This is a genomic window from Acidovorax sp. GW821-FHT10E03 (assembly GCF_059415205.1).
Window position 1 is genome coordinate 232,781 of sequence record NZ_JBWKMU010000007.1, and the last position, 15,662, is coordinate 248,442.

The window sequence follows — 15,662 nt, forward strand, 5'->3', positions numbered from 1 at the left end:
TGTGGGAAGGTGGGGCGGTCCGCTCAGCCTTTGGAGGGATCGGCGGCGATGTCGGCCGCCAGGTCCGACGCGATGTGCAGGTATCCGCCACCGGGCTCCTGGCGCATGAGCGAGCCGCTGAAGGCCTGTTCGGGCAGGTTCTGTGCGGAATAAACGATGGCGTCATCCTGGTCGCTGAGGTTCTGCAGGTCGTGCGCCACCCAGGCCGGCACGTAGAAGCTGTCGCCTTCCGACCAGGTAATGCGCTCGTCGCCAATCACCGAAGCCCCCTCCCCTTTGAGCACAAAGTACAGATGCCAGAACGAGTGGCTGTGCATCCGCCCACGCTCGCCCGGCCCCAGGGCCTGGACGATCAGCGAGATGCTGCCGTTCAAGGCAAAGGCGCTGGGCTCGTCGCTACGCGTGAGTGCCATGGCCCGCGTGAGCCGCTGCTGGCTGGTGGGCTGGGCCGCCAGCGCAGCGTCCACCTCGGGCTTGCGCCAGATCGCAGGTTGCCCGACAGGCTGGGCGGTTCGCTCCAGGTAGTGGGCGAAATCAATGAGATGACCCTTCATGGCTGTGCCTCCTCGGTGGTGGCCAGCAGGACGCTCAGGCAGATGCCCTCCATCGCCAGCTCGAGCTCCTGCAGCGTGGGATAACTCGGTGCCAGGCGCAGGTGGCTGTCGTGCGGGTCGTGCCCGAGGGGAAAGGCCTTCCCGGCCGGCACCAGCGCGATGCCCAGCTCGCTTGCCAGATCCACGACACGGCGCGCACAGCCGTCGCGCACCTGCAGGCTCACGAAGTAGCCGCCGCACGGCGTGGTCCAGCTCGCCAGGCTGCGGCCGGACAGTTCGCGCTGCAAAGACGCCTCGACGAGTGCGAACTTGGGTGCGAGGATGGCCCGATGGCGAGCCATGTGCGCGCGCAGTCCCGCCGGATCGCGCAGCAGCCGCACGTGGCGCAGTTGGTTGAGCTTGTCCGGCCCGATTGAGCGGATACCGGCGTGGCGGGCGTACCAGGCCATGTTGGCTGCGGAGGCCGCCAGCAGGCCCAGGCCTCCACCCGCGAAGGTGATCTTGGAGGTCGAGCCGAAGACCAGCGGCCGATCGGGATGGCCGGCCTGCGCGGCAAGCGCGAGGATGCTGGGAACACCCTCTTCCACATCGGTCAGGTGGTGCAAGGCGTATGCATTGTCCCAGAAGATCCGGAAATCGGGCGCTCCCGTCGCCATGCGCGCCAGGCGCTCAACGATCTCGGGCGCATAGGTCTCGCCCGTGGGATTGCTATAAACAGGCACGCACCACATGCCCTTGACCAGCGGATCGCGCACCTGGGCTTCGACCGCGTCCATGTCGGGTCCGCGGCCCGTCATCGGCACCGGCACCATCTCGATGCCGTAGGCCTCGCAGATGGCGAAGTGGCGGTCATAGCCCGGCACAGGACACAGGAATTTCGGCCTCTGCGTCTGCCAGGGCGCCGCGCCGCCGGGCACACCGTGCAGCAGCGCGTACACGATCGCGTCATGCATCAGCGCGAGGCTGGAGTTGTTGGCCACCGCAACCTGCTCGGGCGGCGCGCCCAGCATTGGCGCAAACAGAGTCCGCGCCTCCAGCAACCCCAGGGGGCTGCCGTAGTAGTTGCGGGCATCGCCGCCCTCCTGGGTACGGTAGCCGCCAAGGCCAGGCCATTCGAGCATGGCATCCGACAGCGCGACCTGCTCGGTGGAGGGCTTGCCGCGCGTCATGTCGATGCGCAAGCCCCTGGCTTTAAAGGCATCGAAATGCCGGTGCCAACGCTGGCGGTCGCTGGGAGTCCAAGGAGTAGGCACCGGTGCGCGCGCGGAAGCGGATGGAGCCGCAAGGGCTTCAGTGGTGGTTGGCATGGGGAAACTCCAGAGAAGACATCGCTGCCGCCGGGGCCGCAACGATCAGATCGAGTTCAACGCTCGCGCGTTGAGGCAATTGGCGAACGCCGACGGCGGTCCGCGCGGCCCGGCCGTTGGAGCCGAACAGTTCTACGAGCAGGTCGGAGGCCGCATCGGCCACATTGCTGTGCTGAGCAAAATCCGCATCGCAATGCACGAAGACCTGCAGCTTGAGGATTCGCTCGACGCGATCCAGGGTGCCCAGAGCCTGGCGCAGCACGGCCAGCGCACGCAGCGTGCACAGGCGTGCGCCCTCGCGCGCCTGCTCCAGCGAGACCTCCGTGCCGACACAGCCCGTCACGGCGACCTTGTCGCCCACGCGCGGGAGTTGCCCGCTCAGGTACAGCAAGCCACCGTGCGAGGTCAGCAGTTCGTAGTGCGCCGCTGGCGAGACCTTGGCCGGGATCTCCAGGCCGAGCTCGCGTGCACGCCGCTCGGCGGAATGGGATATGGCGGTCGCATTCATGGCCGTCCTCCCAGTCCATCGGCGTCGTCGCGGGACAGGCAACGCGCGAACACCGCCGGATCGACGTTGCCGCCGGAGCAGACCACCAGCGTGTTTCGCCCCTGCAGATCCACCTTGCGCGCCAGTACTGCGGCCAGCGCCGCCGCTCCGCCCGGCTCCAGCACGAGCTTGAGCGAGGCGAAAGCGAAATACATCGCGTCCAACACCTCCGAATCCGAGACAGTGACGCCGCACGCCCCATGAGCTTGCAATACCGGCAGGGTCAGTTGACCCGGCGTTGGGGCCAGCAGCGCGTCCTGGATGGAACCGGATCTGCGCGTATTGGTCAGTGCAGTACCCGCCTGCAGTGATCTTCCCGCGTCATCGAAGCCTTCGGGCTCGACCACCACGATGCTGGCTTGCGGACAGGCCGCGCGCAATGCCAGCGTCCAGCCCGCCGCCAATCCACCACCGCTGCAATTCACCAGGGCCGTGTCCACGGGCTGGCCCTGCATTTGGGCCAGCGCTTCCAATGCGCCAGTGCCCGCTCCGGCCATGATGAGTGGGTCGTCGAAAGGCGGCACCAATGTCAAGCCGTGCTGCGTGACGAGCCGCTGGCCGATGGCCTCGCGGTCATCACGGTCCCGGTCGTACAGGATCACCGTCGCACCCCGCATTCGGCACCCATCGATCTTGATAGCCGGCGCATCGGAGGGCATGATGACTGTGGCGGGCACGCCCAGCATCCGGCCGGCCTGCGCGACCGCGAGGGCATGGTTCCCCGAGGAATAGGCCACGACGCCGCGTGATCGTTCCGCACTCGACAGCGCCAGGATGCGGTTGCAGGCTCCGCGGAACTTGAACGAACCGCTGCGCTGCAGATTCTCTGCCTTGAGGTAGACACGCCCGCCTGTGAGCTCATCCAACTCTGCGGAGCGCAGCAAGGGCGTAGTGATGGCCCAGTCGTGCAGTCGCTCGGCGGCCCGCTCCACATCCGGCACGTTGGCCGCGAGCGCAGCAGTAGCAGTGGGGATCGGCGTCATCACGGCGCCTCCACAGAACGGTACGCCATCGGCGCGGGGGCATCCGTCCCTGCCCCGCCCTGACCGACCTCCGCAGTGCCCGGCACCAAGGTGGGCGCGAGCAACCGCTGCGCCTGCTGCAGCACCTGCTCGTAGCGCGCCCGCTCACACGCGATCTGCTCATCCGTCCAGCGCCAGAAGCCGTGCCGGCTCTTGGTACCGTAGCGGCCCTGGTCCACCTTATTGCGCAGCGTCCGGCTGGGCACGCTGTCATTACACAGGGTCGGATAGATCGACGAAGCCGCCGCGAACTGCGTATCGAGCCCAGCGAACTCCTTCTGCAAGATGGGACCAGCGGCTACGTAGCGAAAGCCGAAACCAAAACGCACAGCGGCATCCACGTCCTCGGGCGTCGCCAGGCCCTCGTCGATGACCGAGAACGCCTCGCGCATCAACGCGTGCTGAATGCGGTTGGCCAAAAAGCCCGGCACATCGCGGTTGACGCGCACGGGGATGCGACCGACGTCAGAGAAGATCCGCATCAGACGGTCCATCGCGTCGTCCTGCGTGAACTCACCCTTGGCAATCTCCACCAAGGGCACGAGATGGGCGGGCAGGAAGAAGTGCGCGTTGGCCATCCGGGCGCGGCTCTTGCAGTCTCGGGCAATGTCCGTGATACGCATGCCGCTGCTGTTCGAGCCAACGGGTACGTGCTCTGGTACCAGCGCATCGAGTTGCGCAAAAACCGTCCGCTTGACCTCCAGCCGTTCAGTCACCGACTCGATGACGATCTCGACGTCCGACCAGTCCACGTCCTCCAGCGTCGGCCGCAGGCACAGCAGATCTGCGCACAACTTTCCGCCCATCTGCGTCACGGACTGGGCCACATGGCTTCGCACTGCCTCCCACTCGCCAGTCTCCGGGGCTACGACCTGAGTCCGCCACCCAGATTTCAGAAAGATCGCGGCGATATCCCGTCCCATGATCCCGCTACCAACCACAACAGCTTGCTTATCACTCATACTCGACTCCTTGGTTCACTGCCATCCAACAAACCGAACTGTATGCACAAAACTCCATACAGTTCACTCATATCGTGCAAGAAGTGTATGTTATCTGTACGCAGATCGCAAGCAGGCGATGAAGAAAAATCCGCGCGCTGGAAAGCCGCTATCGAAACCATGGGAGGTCCGCTGTATCTGCGCATCGTGGAACTGCTGACGCAAGAGGTTCGTGAGGGGCGACTCATGCCTGGAGCACCGTTGCCGTCGCAGCGCGAGTTGGGCAGACAGCTTGGGGTGAACTTCACGACCGTGACGCGCGCCTACGACGAGGCCAAGCGAATCGGGCTGGTGCAGTCGCACCATGGCCAGGGCACCTTCGTGTCCGGGGACAAGGACCTGACTCGCTCGGGCGTCGAGGTGCAATCCGAAGAAGCAGTTCGTGAGCCCATCGATCTCACGTCCACTTGGCCGCCGAACCTGGAGATCGCCTCAACGCTGGCCGCCGCCGTGCAGCAGCTGACAGGCGAGCGCAGCTTTGACTTTCTGGCACGACGCGCCGGCGCCGTGCCGGCGCTGGACCTCGCGGCCGGACGCGATTGGTTGCAGCCCCGCTTCGACGCGGCGCTCGATGGGCGCATCGCTATGGCCTCGGGGACGCGCAATGCCTTGATCGCCCTACTGTCCAGCTTGGTCGGAACCGGCGGGAAGCTGCTGGTGGAGTCGATGTGCTGGCCTACGGTGCGCACCCTGGCCACGGTGCTGGGCATTCAATTGGTACCGGTCGCGTTGGATGGCGAGGGCATCCTTCCGGACGCCCTGGACGCGGCGGCCCAAGCCTCACAGGCTACCGTGCTGTACTGCGTGCCGACGCTGCAAAATCCCAGTGGCGCGGTAATGAGCCTGGGCAGACGACGTGCGCTCATCGAGGTCGCACGCCGGCGTGGTCTCACGATCATTGAGGACGATGCATACGGAAGCCTGCACAGTGCTCCGCCGCCACTGATCGGCGCTCTGGCACCGGACATCACCTATTCGATCTTCGGTCTGGCCAAATTGATCTCGCCCAGCCTGCGCGTGTCCTACGTGGTCGCGCCCGAAGCAGCAAAGGCCGAACGACTCGTGGACATCCTGCGGGCCACCATGCAGTCAGCTCCAGCCCTCGAAGCAGCATTGGTCACCCACCTTATCAAACACGGCCAACTCACCACCTTGATCGATCAGGTCCGCACAGAAGCCAGGGCCCGCCACGCCATGGCTACGCAGTTGCTGGGCAATCATGCCGCCGCAATGCCGGAGGAAGCCCTTTTCTTCTGGTTACCGATGCCGGTTCCCTGGGATGCGTCGGATTTTGCAATGCGGCTGCGCCGCGAGGGTGTGGTCGTGGCGCCAGCCAAGGTGTTTTCTCTGGATCCAGCGACGGCGCCCAACGCCGTGCGCATTGCCTCCGGTGCGGTCTCGTCGCGCGACGAACTGTCGCTCGCCTTGGAACGTGTTGTCGGCCTTTTAACGCAGAACCCCTCGCTGCTGAGCGCGATCGACTAACAACTCACCGTTGGGGCTGGGACGCAGGTATGGAAATCAGCGGTGAGGCAACAGAGGAGCATTTAGGGCGCCCCCTTTGTCCTCTCAGGATGTGTCTTGCGCCAACCGTTCGAACTCAAGTAGAGCGGAAGGCGGCAAACTCAATGCCTGCGCCAACAAGCAGATATTGCGCAACGCAATGTTGCGAAGTCCACGTTCAACTTCGCAGAGATAGCTTCTTGACAGCCCACTGCTTTGAGCCAGTGCTTCCTGCGACACCCCTGCCCTACGGCGCGTGGCAGCAAGGTGGCGACCGAAGCTGACGAGGGGATCATATTCAAGTTCCATAGCATTCCTTTGGCTAGAACGCTATCGGCTCGCTTGCTATCAGGCCACGCTGAATAAGTGCACTCGCTATCAGAACACTCTCTATGAGTAACGCTGACGGACCAGTTCAGATGCACGACAAGGCGCCCCTCGCCTGATGCGATCACGGAGCGATGCGGGGATGTCTAGGCGCGCTACTGCACCTAGACAAGTTCATCCATGAGTTCATCCAAGCTGGGCCGCGGGCGTGTCGCCACGCGCAATTCACGCAGCCCCAGTAGCTTTCCTATCTCGCGCTTGCTTGCGCCACGGCGCAACAGTCGATCCGTCACCGTGTGGCGCACCTTCTGCGCCGAAAGTCCGGGAATGCCGATCCGGTGAAAAATCTTTCGGTACGCATAGTGGATTTCCGCGCACAGTGAGCGCATCCCCGAGACGGAGGGAATGCACTCGATCAAGAAGGCACGCTCCTCCTTTGAAAGGAACAACGGGGCGCATGGGTCAAGCCCACGATAGGACAACTTTGCCAGCCGGGACGCCGATTTGTCCCGTTCGTCCTGGCCAGTACGTGTTGCGAGGTAGGTGTCGATTGCGTCGCAAGCGGCCGAACTGGAGAAATACAGCGGCCGAAGCACGTTGTTCTCAGCGACGCATGCGCGTACCTGCGACTTGATTCTGATCGTGCCATCCTCGTTCAGATAGTCGGCGACCTCCAAGCGTGCCACCTCAATCGGTCTCAGACCAGTGGCTAGCAGGATCCACACCATTGCCACGTCACGCTCCGGTGTCACCGTGCGCAAGCGCACGCGACATATAGCCTTCCGAATGTCCTCGTCCGACAGCACTACTTGCGCAGCCACTTCGATACACTTCTCGGCTGGGCTGTAGCACGCCAGCGCCCCCTCAATAGCTTCGTGATGCCCGCGAAGCTGCCTCACGAATTTGGCCCGGCTTTCGTTAAGGCCGTCGACACCTACCTCATGGATCAATCGCAACACGAGAGCCTTCACACGACGCTCTACGGCAGTGCGTGTGAGGCCATGGTCGCGGCCAGCGGCCCCATAGGTCATTCCGCTGATGACCGCCAGCAACAAGGTCGTGGAGAGCGTCAACCATTCCGCATCCATTTCGAGCATCCGTCAAGCATTCGTTGACTCTTGATGCTGCAGAACGTAGAGATTGATTGCCAGCGCGAAATCACCCCAAATTCAGGCGATTTCGGCAGACTTCCCGGCAGGGCTGCAGCCGCCATTTGCTCCCATGGACAAAGTCACATTGCGCTCTCCGTGATAGGCTGCCTGTGCACTGGCCTGGTGCGGTGTGAAGTGCGGGCATAAGTCGCCAATCGCCGCAGCCCAACCGAGTTCTGCCGGACAAATGCAGCCTGCCCCCATCGTTCGAAGACGTACTCGATATTCATCCGCGAAATATAACGAATGTGGCGCTCAGCCTAGATGTTCAGGGAGCGCGTTGCCGCCATCCAGGGAAAACATCCTGTTTTGGATAGGCCTCAAGTCTGCTGCTGGTGAATCGGCTTACAGAGCCTTCTTCACCGCTTCACGGAGAGATCCGAAAAAAACGGCTCTGAAGTACAGGGCAGAACTGCCGTCGAGGGAAGCGAATTCGCGAACACGGCTAAGATTGTGAAAACCATTGATAGAACGTCGGAGACGGAAAGCACTTGGGTTCTGAGATCGACGAAACAGCCTGACTATGGCACGGCGTCGCCGGCATGACGCGAAACCACATCGGCGCAGCCAAAGACTTGCCTCCGGCTCGAAGCTAGTCGCCTCGCTCGATAGCAAGCTTCACCAGCGATGCCATCTTGATTGCACCATCGCTCCCCTCGGCCAACAGCCCGTCAACGGTACCTAGCCTATCCTGCATAGGCTCATCCTGGCTAACCTTCAATTTGCCGACGAGACGCTCAATCGGAATTTCAATGCCAACCACAGCACGAATCATCTTCTCGACGTAGTCCGCCGGTGCATCTGCGACTTTCCACGGCGATGCCCGCGTGGCTTCGTTGACTGTAGTTAGCCGGACTAGCAGCTCATATAACCAAACCGGATCGTCAACTGCACGGGCCACTCCATGTACGTGGGCAACCGTATAGTTCCACGTCGGCACCACCTTGCCATCCTCTTTCTTGGAGGGATACCACCCTGGCGTGATGTACGACTGCGGTCCCTGAAACATGACAACGGATTGCACCGAGTCCAAGAGCTGTTCCCACACTCGATTAGCCCGAGACACGTGGCCAAGTAGCGTCCCGAACGGCCCGCGAGACCTGTCAAGCACAAAGGGAATATGATTGGCAACTAGCCCCTCGTCGGTAACGGTAACCCAGGCCCCCAAGGGGTAGGCCTCGATCACAGCCCGCGCGCCCTCAAGGTCAGGCATTGCATGGTAATTTGGTACGTACATAAAACTCTCATGATATAGGTTGATCAACGGCGCAACACTATCAGGGCTCGGCCTGGAAAACCATGCATTACACGGCAGGCCTCTATCGGCAATCTTCATCGCGATGAGCGTTCAGATACAAGGTCTGCCACTATGAGCAATCGACCGTTGGACACCATGCTCACAGGGACAGGGTGCCAACGCGACACGCACGGTACAGAATTTTATCGACGAACAGCTGCGTAGCGCCCTCCAAGCGCTCCCTATATGCTAAGGCAAGTCAAGCGTAGCCCCCGTCTTGGCCGCCGGCGATGCATCGAGCTGCAAGCTCGCATCCAAGCCCACGAACGCTTGAGTAGCAAATGCATCATCATCGACGGCAATAAATTGCTCGCGCCATTCGCAGTACGACATCGGACAGCGCCTTATCTCAGAATTACCTCAGCAAAGCTCCGCTTCTATTAGAATGAAATATCGACAAGAGCGGCCCAGTCATCAGTGTAGTCACCAAAGCCATAATTACCATAATTGAAAACAACCGTGACGTAATAATTCCCAGGTCAAGTCCAATATTTAGGACAACCAACTCCATTAGTCCACGCGTATTCATTAGTGCACCCAGAGATAGTGATTGCCGCCAAGTATGACCCATTGCCCGCGCGGCAATTGCTCCCCCCCCGAGCTTACCAAGTGTCGCCAAACCAATTACCACAGCGCACACAAACCAATCATACATATTATCGATAAGCGCAAGATCTGTTCGCAACCCGGCGTAGCAAAAAAATAGAGGCAGCAGGACCACCGTGGCAAAAGGCTCAATTCGTTGCTCTACAAAGTGACGAATGGCAGAGTTACCTGAGGCCGCAAATCCGGCCATAAATGCACCAAAAAGTGCATGAATACCGATGAATTCCGTCAACAAGGATGAACCAAACACCAATATGACAATCTGGAACATCGTCTTCCCTGGATTGATATTAGGATCCACTTTCAATTTATCAAAATAAGGCTTGATAAACCACAACATAGCCCCGCAGTACACGAGAGATGTGATCAATGTCATTGCTGTGCTAAGCATGCCCTCCGCTCGAGCAAAGGCAATAATCCCCGCCAATCCGAGCCATGCAGTTACATCATCAATCGCAGCGCATGCTAGTGCCAGCCCGCCGAGTGGTGAACCAAGCAATCCGCGCTCACGACATATGCTCGCCAGCACTGGAAACGCCGTAATGCTCATAGCAATGCCGATGAATAGCAAAAAGGCTCTGACATCTACCGAGCTTGGGGCGTAATTCCTGTAAAGCCAGACAGCCATTACCGCGCCAAGTAGAAACGGTAAAAATATGCTGAAGTGACTAATCGCGAGTGCAGAAGAGGTGTTTCGCCTAATCGAACGTCCGTCAAGCTCTAAGCCTACGCAAAAAATAAAGAACACCACCCCAATTTGACTTAGCGCCTTCAGTGCATCAAGTGATCCAGGCGAAAAGACAAACTGATGGAGATTCGGAGCAATCCATCCAAAAAATGATGGACCGAGCAGAATGCCCGCAATCATTTCACCAACTACTCGAGGCTGCCCAAGTACGCTCATGAACACGCCTGCAATTTTGGCAGCAGCAACTACCAATAGCACTTGAAGCAGGAAGATGCCCAAGGACCCGCGCAAGTTCGCTAGGAAAGGGAGATGCACCTCCCCCTCAGATTTAGATGGCGCGATACCATCAGTGACCCCAAGCAAAGTCGGAGCAAATCGGAGCAGTAAGGCTATAGCCAAGCCAAAAATGACTGTTAACCCAAGGTACACGATCACTTGTTTCAACGCAGGCCGCCCCATAGCGGCCTGTCCATGATTGCTCAAATGAGCTGTCACAGATTTTCCTCCAATTGCTGCAGATCACCCGACACCCATATTTTCTCCAGTCCAGGCACTGAGGGATCAGCGGACTTATCCGCACATCCAGCAGGCAATGCAATTAACTCTGCATATGTCAGATCAGAAGGGTTAATTTCCGCCAGATCCAGAGGCATTCCACCGTCATGAATCTGTTTATAGGCCTGCAGAATCATCCATTTAGCTATGCTCTCACATATGGTGATGTTCTCCAAAACCCGGTGTTCTAGGGCAGGGTCAGTGTGCCGCACCACCATTCCCTTATGGAAATCATGCAAAAAATCGATGTCAAACTGATCAACGTAGAAATTCTCATCCTTGGTGTTGACGGCCTGATCCCAATCCCGGAAGAATCTTTGCATATTTGCGGCAAGTGCCTGCAATTTACCAACCGCAGTTGACGAATTTGACAGAAAATCAATATCCGTGAATTTCTCATTGAAATATAACAGCGCAAAGACACCCCAATAGTAAGCATAGTCCCAAGTCAGCTTACATGTCATCACCTGTGGATTACCCCAAATGCGATACTGGTGATCGTAAATATTCAACGCGCCCCTAAAGAAGTCAAGTAAGGTTGCGTTATAAAATTCAATAACATTTTCTACGCTCTCACCATCCCTATCCCGCCGAATAATATCTGTAATAAAGGTATTTCCCAACGCAATAAAGTCAGATCCAGGAGAATAAAATGGATCAAGAAAAGGACCAGCCACACCGGTGATAAGGTAGCGATCACTCGAATAGACACGTTCACAGTCGTTTGAGAAATTAGCCATGATCTTGAAGTCCAACACCTTATCAAGATTTAGCTCGACAGCCCTCGCACATTGCGGCTCATATTTTCTGAGCCACTCAATCGCCAAATCCAAAGTCCGAATATCCCTGATCGGATGATAATCCGGATCCACCACGATACCCACGCTCGTAGCACCGGATGATAGAGGTATGAGCCATACCCAATAACCCTCTCCCATCAGATGATTTGTAGCGTACCGTCGTAGCTGGGGCTCCACCCGCCCACGCCATCCTTCATCTGTTGACCATTCATCAATGTCAATCTCGTCCTGAATGCGAAACCAAACGGAACCGCAATGGTGAGGAGACTCCTTCTTTAGTCGAAGCTTACGTCTCAGAATTGCCGTCTGCCCACTGGAATCAACAACCCATTTTGCACTTACCGAATCTTCCTTCCCCTGACTCTCATAAGTGATCACATGATTACTATCCGTTCGCAGATCAACATCAGTAACGACAGTGTTATCAAGAAAATGAACACCCTTTTCTAACGCCCTTTGTGCAAGAGCGTTCTCAAAAACGCCACGATCCAGCTGATACGCCGCGACTGTTGGCCAATGGCTATGCCCGAATTCTCCTCGACGTGCAATATCACTATTATCACCAGCCGTGAAATAGAAGCGCAGGCCTGGTTTAAGAATCTGTGACTCCTCCATGTGATCTCTCATACCGATTACAGTATGGAAATAGTGCCCTCCAGCCTCCACTGTAGCCTCACCAACCTTGTGCGCAGCCAAAGGAACCGGGTGGCTAGTTTTTTCTAGAACAACAACATTAAGTGTGGGCTCCTTCAGCTTCAGCTGGATTGAGAGACTTAGTCCAGCCAGCCCGCCACCCATAATTGCCACATCATAATTCTTCAGCTTCAACAATTCCGTTTTCATATTTTCCCCTATTAAAAACCTACAGACTCAGCCTAATTCAGTATGTCAAATACATTGCTTACTTCTGCTAAGGGTTGATTTGGAAGAAAGACCCAAAGACAGCAACAATGCAATTCCAAACATTAACTGCAAGAGATATATAGCATTACCCCACTCATTTTCGCCATTATTTACCAGTGGCATCAAAACGATAACAATGGCTGCCCCAGCATTACCTGACAGCATCAGCAAACTTACTGCAGCACCGGCCTGGGCTTTATTTGCGACCTCTTGGCACATTGCAAGAACTATCGGATAGCCTGGCAGGAAAAGAAAGCCAAAAAGGAAACCCAGCATAAGCAACCAAATAGCGCAATCTGTCCTAAAAAAAGGCTGAGCAATAATTAGCGCAGATAAGCAACAAAGAACAGCAATAGTTTTTCGGAGGCGCCATCGATCTGCAAGCACCGGAATAATAAGGCAGCCAGCAATTCCTCCAGCGATGATGCAAGCACCCGTTAGACCCGCATCTATTGCATCAATACCCTGCCGCTTTAAAATCGGTTCAAGCCAAGTGGTTAGCCCGTTGAAGGCCCCATATGCGACAAACCAAAGTAAATACAGCTTAACTAACGCACGGTTCCAGCGTATTTCATTCAGCACCGCTCCAGTCTTTTGTGTCCCAAGCGACACAGCCTGGTTTACCACCCTCATAGTGGCAAAATAGAAAATGGCTGTGATGAACAAGGTGGTCAGTGCAAAAATCAGCATGGTGGCACTGAATCCAGCTCGCGCATACAGGACAGGCGTCAGTCCAAGCCCTATGGCCATACCGACAAGCATCCCAGCTGTACCAATGCCAGTGGCCGTGGCTCGACTGCCCTCATCGAATTGGTCGGCGACCAATACAGAGATGCTGTTGACGATATATGGCTGACCAAAAGCAATGCCAACCTGTCCAAAAAAAAGGCAAGCAAAGTTGCCATCAACAATGCGCAGCAGGGAAAATACAGCCGTTATAGCGCTACCGAAAAGTACTGCGTACCTGTACCCTTTCCGATCAATAAGTGCTCCCGCGTTCCAAGAGAGTAGTAGATACAGCAACGGGAAAACAAGCAGAAGAAGACTGACCGCCATATCTCCGATCTGATATTTCTCCTGAATTATTGAAGTAAGCGGTGCAATATTGAGCCAAAGCATATGACTCGCAGCTACAACTCCGAAATACGCCGCCAAGACAAGCCATCGCCTATACATTAGGCTACCTCAACAGCCTGGTTGGCAGATGCAATGCAGGCACGGAGGGCGTGACTTCCTCGCCGGATGAAATGCATCGAATAGGAAACTGCATCTAATTTCTTCGCAATATACGCTGCCACATTTCCAGGATCGCGACCGCAGGTGAATACATCGACAGCAATGTAATTATTCTCAGGATATGTATGGTACGAGCAATGCGACTCAGACAGAAGAAAAAATCCAGTCACACCGCCGCCGCCTCCTTCAAATTTATAATGGTCATAGCCGATGACAGTGAAGTTACTCAGAGCTTCTCCAAAGATGGCCTTTAAAGCCTGAGGATCTTTCAGGACGCCATTGCCGCGAACCTTGTAGTCGATGATGTAGTGATACCCGGTATCATCCATAATATAGCTCCAGTTATATTTTCCGATAAAGATGAAACGACCATAGCCGAGTAAGCTCGCTCGAAGCCATTAACGGATGCGCCTCAGTAATATCAATAAAGCCATCCAATATTGGAGCTGGGCGCCTCAGATGCGCACGCACAACAACTAATGCTTGCTCCAATAATCCGGGTCGAATTTTTTGAAGGAAATTCTCCTCTTCACTTGGCTGCAAAAAGGAGGGAACATCTGATAAAGATAGGAAGCCGATACCTCGGTTGCCGATGGCAGCCGCCTCAAATACATCTCCTTCAACATAGTTGATTTCACAGGCCTGCACAGCAGCTTTAGCCTTGGAAAACACCTCGGCATTACATTCGATTGGATAACCTTCGCGGTAGAGGATTCGACCAAAGAAAACCATCTGCAGAAAAAAGCTATTCACAGCAGGCTGCTCGGTTAGCAATTTCTCAAATATTTCTTGATAGATAGCGAAATGGCTCTGCGCACGATTCTTTTTTGGAAAATCACCCTTGTAAAGAAGCGAGTTAAGCGCCGTCGAATTTCCTAGCAAAAGCAGCACCAATTTCCAGCGCCAATGAGGAAATTTATTGCGGTAGTAGGACTGCTGTTCCTCGAGCGTATTAGCCTTGAAAATGCCTGCGCCGGCCTCACCCGTCAGGACACATGTCACCTTGGCAATCTTCTGCAACATACGCTCAAATTGTCCTAGGTAGAGAATAGAGCCCCACTCGATGCCATTGAACATTGCCTCCAGTTGGGTTCTCGCGTGCTGTGAGAGCGGTAAAGCTTGGAAAATTTCTCTGCGATCGCTTGCCGATATTGAGTCGTCGTACCCCAGAAAGCCTTTAAAGCATGCCAAATCACATGCCTTAAGCAATGCAATTCGAAGTTCACAAACAGCGAGCTGTGGCGCACTGATGTCGACGCACGTCAAGCGCTGTGGAAAGCGGGCCAACAAAGGAATGACCCGACTCCCGCAGTCTGCAACGGCCATGACATGGGTACATTGCTCCGGCAACAGCAACATCTCAGGAGTCGCATCCTCATCCCCCAACGTATAGTTGAGACTTGTGAAATATTGCGCCATCTTCAGATAGTCACCAATGCATTGAGGAAATCGTAACGCTTCGATCTGCCCGACACCTGATCTGCATACGCTTTATGGCAAGCATTGAGTACCTCTCCCGTCAGTACTAATGTGTTCTCCATAACCACTTCAATGGCCTCGAGATCTTGTTGCGACTTACACGTGCGCACAATGATGTTTTTGATGTCCTCAAAGTGCTTTGCATCAATATCCGAGTGCGCAATGAAAAATGTCATCTGTGATGTTTCAAGACCAAGATGCTTCTGCAGCTTTCTCAGCAGTGGGTTGATATACTTGTAGCAGCTCTCAGCCCAATATGAGTACCCCAATCGCTGCAACGGATTGCCAGTCTGGGAAATGCGATATATATAGGAAATAAGTACTTCTGTTTCGAGCAATGGGGCGGGAATGGCAGCATTGCTCGTCATCAAGCCGAGTGACATTACGTCATGCAGTGCCATTTTTTCATGACCAACTTCCTCAGAGGCGTGTTCGAGGCAGAATTTCATATACGGAGAAGAACACTCAGGGCGCATACCAACTAGGGCCTGGTTACGTGCGTTGTGCTGCGTATAATGAAATGTTTCAATCATGTAGATTGAGTACAGCTCTTTTGTAATAGTGTTCTCATCAATAGCACGCAGCAATGGCGAGGTGTTTATGAGATTAGTCCACAATACATCCAGCCGTTGATCCAGGTTAGCAAAGTAAGCATCAAAATTGATGGCATTTTTCTCTTGATTCAT

15 protein-coding genes are annotated in these 15,662 nt (G+C 56.1%); 1 reads left to right on the forward strand and 14 read right to left on the reverse strand.

Going from position 1 to position 15,662, the window contains the following annotated elements:
- Window positions 1–23: 23 nt before the first annotated feature.
- The 5 genes from AC07OD_RS14450 to AC07OD_RS14470 are packed head-to-tail and all read right to left on the reverse strand — an operon-like array spanning window position 24 to window position 4,392.
- Entirely contained in the window at window positions 24–554 is a 531-nt protein-coding gene (locus AC07OD_RS14450; protein WP_494597310.1) for a cupin domain-containing protein, read from the reverse strand.
- Complete coding sequence (locus AC07OD_RS14455; protein WP_494597311.1) at window positions 551–1,861, reverse strand: aspartate aminotransferase type Ic; 1,311 nt, start codon at window positions 1,859–1,861, stop codon at window positions 551–553. Before AC07OD_RS14455 ends, AC07OD_RS14450 begins: the two co-directional genes overlap by 4 nt.
- Entirely contained in the window at window positions 1,845–2,369 is a 525-nt protein-coding gene (locus AC07OD_RS14460; RefSeq protein ID WP_494597312.1) for a RidA family protein, read from the reverse strand. Before AC07OD_RS14460 ends, AC07OD_RS14455 begins: the two co-directional genes overlap by 17 nt.
- Window positions 2,366–3,391 carry a threonine ammonia-lyase gene (locus AC07OD_RS14465; RefSeq protein ID WP_494597313.1) on the reverse strand — a complete coding sequence of 342 codons (1,026 nt, stop codon included), beginning with the start codon at window positions 3,389–3,391 and terminating at the stop codon, window positions 2,366–2,368. The genes AC07OD_RS14460 and AC07OD_RS14465 overlap by 4 nt, the downstream gene beginning before the upstream one ends.
- Window positions 3,391–4,392 (reverse strand): 3-hydroxyacyl-CoA dehydrogenase family protein, encoded by a 1,002-nt coding sequence (locus AC07OD_RS14470; protein ID WP_494597314.1) that lies wholly within the window; start codon window positions 4,390–4,392, stop codon window positions 3,391–3,393. Before AC07OD_RS14470 ends, AC07OD_RS14465 begins: the two co-directional genes overlap by 1 nt.
- 87 nt (window positions 4,393–4,479) lie before the next feature.
- Between AC07OD_RS14470 and AC07OD_RS14475 the strand changes: the two genes are divergently transcribed.
- A complete protein-coding gene (locus AC07OD_RS14475; RefSeq protein WP_494597315.1) occupies window positions 4,480–5,916 on the forward strand; it encodes an aminotransferase-like domain-containing protein in 1,437 nt (478 codons plus the stop codon).
- Window positions 5,917–6,000: 84 nt separating this feature from the next.
- Here the strand turns inward: AC07OD_RS14475 and AC07OD_RS14480 are convergent, their stop codons facing one another.
- The 9 genes from AC07OD_RS14480 to AC07OD_RS14520 form a co-directional block, all read right to left on the reverse strand.
- Window positions 6,001–6,243, reverse strand: coding sequence for a helix-turn-helix domain-containing protein (locus AC07OD_RS14480; RefSeq protein ID WP_494597316.1), 243 nt, complete (start codon window positions 6,241–6,243; stop codon window positions 6,001–6,003).
- A gap of 182 nt (window positions 6,244–6,425) precedes the next feature.
- Window positions 6,426–7,358 carry a tyrosine-type recombinase/integrase gene (locus AC07OD_RS14485; RefSeq protein WP_494597317.1) on the reverse strand — a complete coding sequence of 311 codons (933 nt, stop codon included), beginning with the start codon at window positions 7,356–7,358 and terminating at the stop codon, window positions 6,426–6,428.
- 646 nt (window positions 7,359–8,004) lie between these two features.
- On the reverse strand, window positions 8,005–8,748 hold the full coding sequence (locus AC07OD_RS14490) for an FMN-binding negative transcriptional regulator (protein ID WP_494597318.1): 744 nt from the start codon (window positions 8,746–8,748) through the stop codon (window positions 8,005–8,007).
- A gap of 316 nt (window positions 8,749–9,064) precedes the next feature.
- A complete protein-coding gene (locus AC07OD_RS14495; protein ID WP_494597372.1) occupies window positions 9,065–10,438 on the reverse strand; it encodes a cation:proton antiporter in 1,374 nt (457 codons plus the stop codon).
- A gap of 56 nt (window positions 10,439–10,494) precedes the next feature.
- Window positions 10,495–12,201, reverse strand: a complete 1,707-nt coding sequence (locus AC07OD_RS14500; protein ID WP_494597319.1) for an NAD(P)/FAD-dependent oxidoreductase — start codon at window positions 12,199–12,201, stop codon at window positions 10,495–10,497.
- A 45-nt stretch (window positions 12,202–12,246) separates the two neighbouring features.
- A complete protein-coding gene (locus AC07OD_RS14505) occupies window positions 12,247–13,437 on the reverse strand; it encodes an MFS transporter (protein ID WP_494597320.1) in 1,191 nt (396 codons plus the stop codon).
- Window positions 13,437–13,826: an adenosylmethionine decarboxylase gene (gene speD / locus AC07OD_RS14510; RefSeq protein ID WP_494597321.1), complete on the reverse strand. Its 390-nt coding sequence runs from the start codon at window positions 13,824–13,826 to the stop codon at window positions 13,437–13,439. Before speD ends, AC07OD_RS14505 begins: the two co-directional genes overlap by 1 nt.
- A gap of 13 nt (window positions 13,827–13,839) precedes the next feature.
- Window positions 13,840–14,916 (reverse strand): DUF3419 family protein, encoded by a 1,077-nt coding sequence (locus AC07OD_RS14515; protein WP_494597322.1) that lies wholly within the window; start codon window positions 14,914–14,916, stop codon window positions 13,840–13,842.
- A 2-nt stretch (window positions 14,917–14,918) separates the two neighbouring features.
- On the reverse strand, window positions 14,919–15,662 hold the full coding sequence (locus tag AC07OD_RS14520) for an iron-containing redox enzyme family protein (protein WP_494597323.1): 744 nt from the start codon (window positions 15,660–15,662) through the stop codon (window positions 14,919–14,921).

What these genes read in the sequence shown, in the direction of transcription:
- AC07OD_RS14450 (WP_494597310.1), bottom strand. Translation starts at nt 554, where the DNA reads ATGAAGGGTCATCTCATTGATTTCGCCCACTACCTGGAGCGAACCGCC.
- AC07OD_RS14455 (WP_494597311.1), bottom strand. Translation starts at nt 1,861, where the DNA reads ATGCCAACCACCACTGAAGCCCTTGCGGCTCCATCCGCTTCCGCGCGC.
- AC07OD_RS14460 (WP_494597312.1), bottom strand. Translation starts at nt 2,369, where the DNA reads ATGAATGCGACCGCCATATCCCATTCCGCCGAGCGGCGTGCACGCGAG.
- AC07OD_RS14465 (WP_494597313.1), bottom strand. Translation starts at nt 3,391, where the DNA reads ATGACGCCGATCCCCACTGCTACTGCTGCGCTCGCGGCCAACGTGCCG.
- AC07OD_RS14470 (WP_494597314.1), bottom strand. Translation starts at nt 4,392, where the DNA reads ATGAGTGATAAGCAAGCTGTTGTGGTTGGTAGCGGGATCATGGGACGG.
- AC07OD_RS14475 (WP_494597315.1), top strand. Translation starts at nt 4,480, where the DNA reads ATGTTATCTGTACGCAGATCGCAAGCAGGCGATGAAGAAAAATCCGCG.
- AC07OD_RS14480 (WP_494597316.1), bottom strand. Translation starts at nt 6,243, where the DNA reads ATGGAACTTGAATATGATCCCCTCGTCAGCTTCGGTCGCCACCTTGCT.
- AC07OD_RS14485 (WP_494597317.1), bottom strand. Translation starts at nt 7,358, where the DNA reads ATGCTCGAAATGGATGCGGAATGGTTGACGCTCTCCACGACCTTGTTG.
- AC07OD_RS14490 (WP_494597318.1), bottom strand. Translation starts at nt 8,748, where the DNA reads ATGAAGATTGCCGATAGAGGCCTGCCGTGTAATGCATGGTTTTCCAGG.
- AC07OD_RS14500 (WP_494597319.1), bottom strand. Translation starts at nt 12,201, where the DNA reads ATGAAAACGGAATTGTTGAAGCTGAAGAATTATGATGTGGCAATTATG.
- AC07OD_RS14505 (WP_494597320.1), bottom strand. Translation starts at nt 13,437, where the DNA reads ATGTATAGGCGATGGCTTGTCTTGGCGGCGTATTTCGGAGTTGTAGCT.
- speD (WP_494597321.1), bottom strand. Translation starts at nt 13,826, where the DNA reads ATGGATGATACCGGGTATCACTACATCATCGACTACAAGGTTCGCGGC.
- AC07OD_RS14515 (WP_494597322.1), bottom strand. Translation starts at nt 14,916, where the DNA reads ATGGCGCAATATTTCACAAGTCTCAACTATACGTTGGGGGATGAGGAT.
- AC07OD_RS14520 (WP_494597323.1), bottom strand. Translation starts at nt 15,662, where the DNA reads ATGAATCAAGAGAAAAATGCCATCAATTTTGATGCTTACTTTGCTAAC.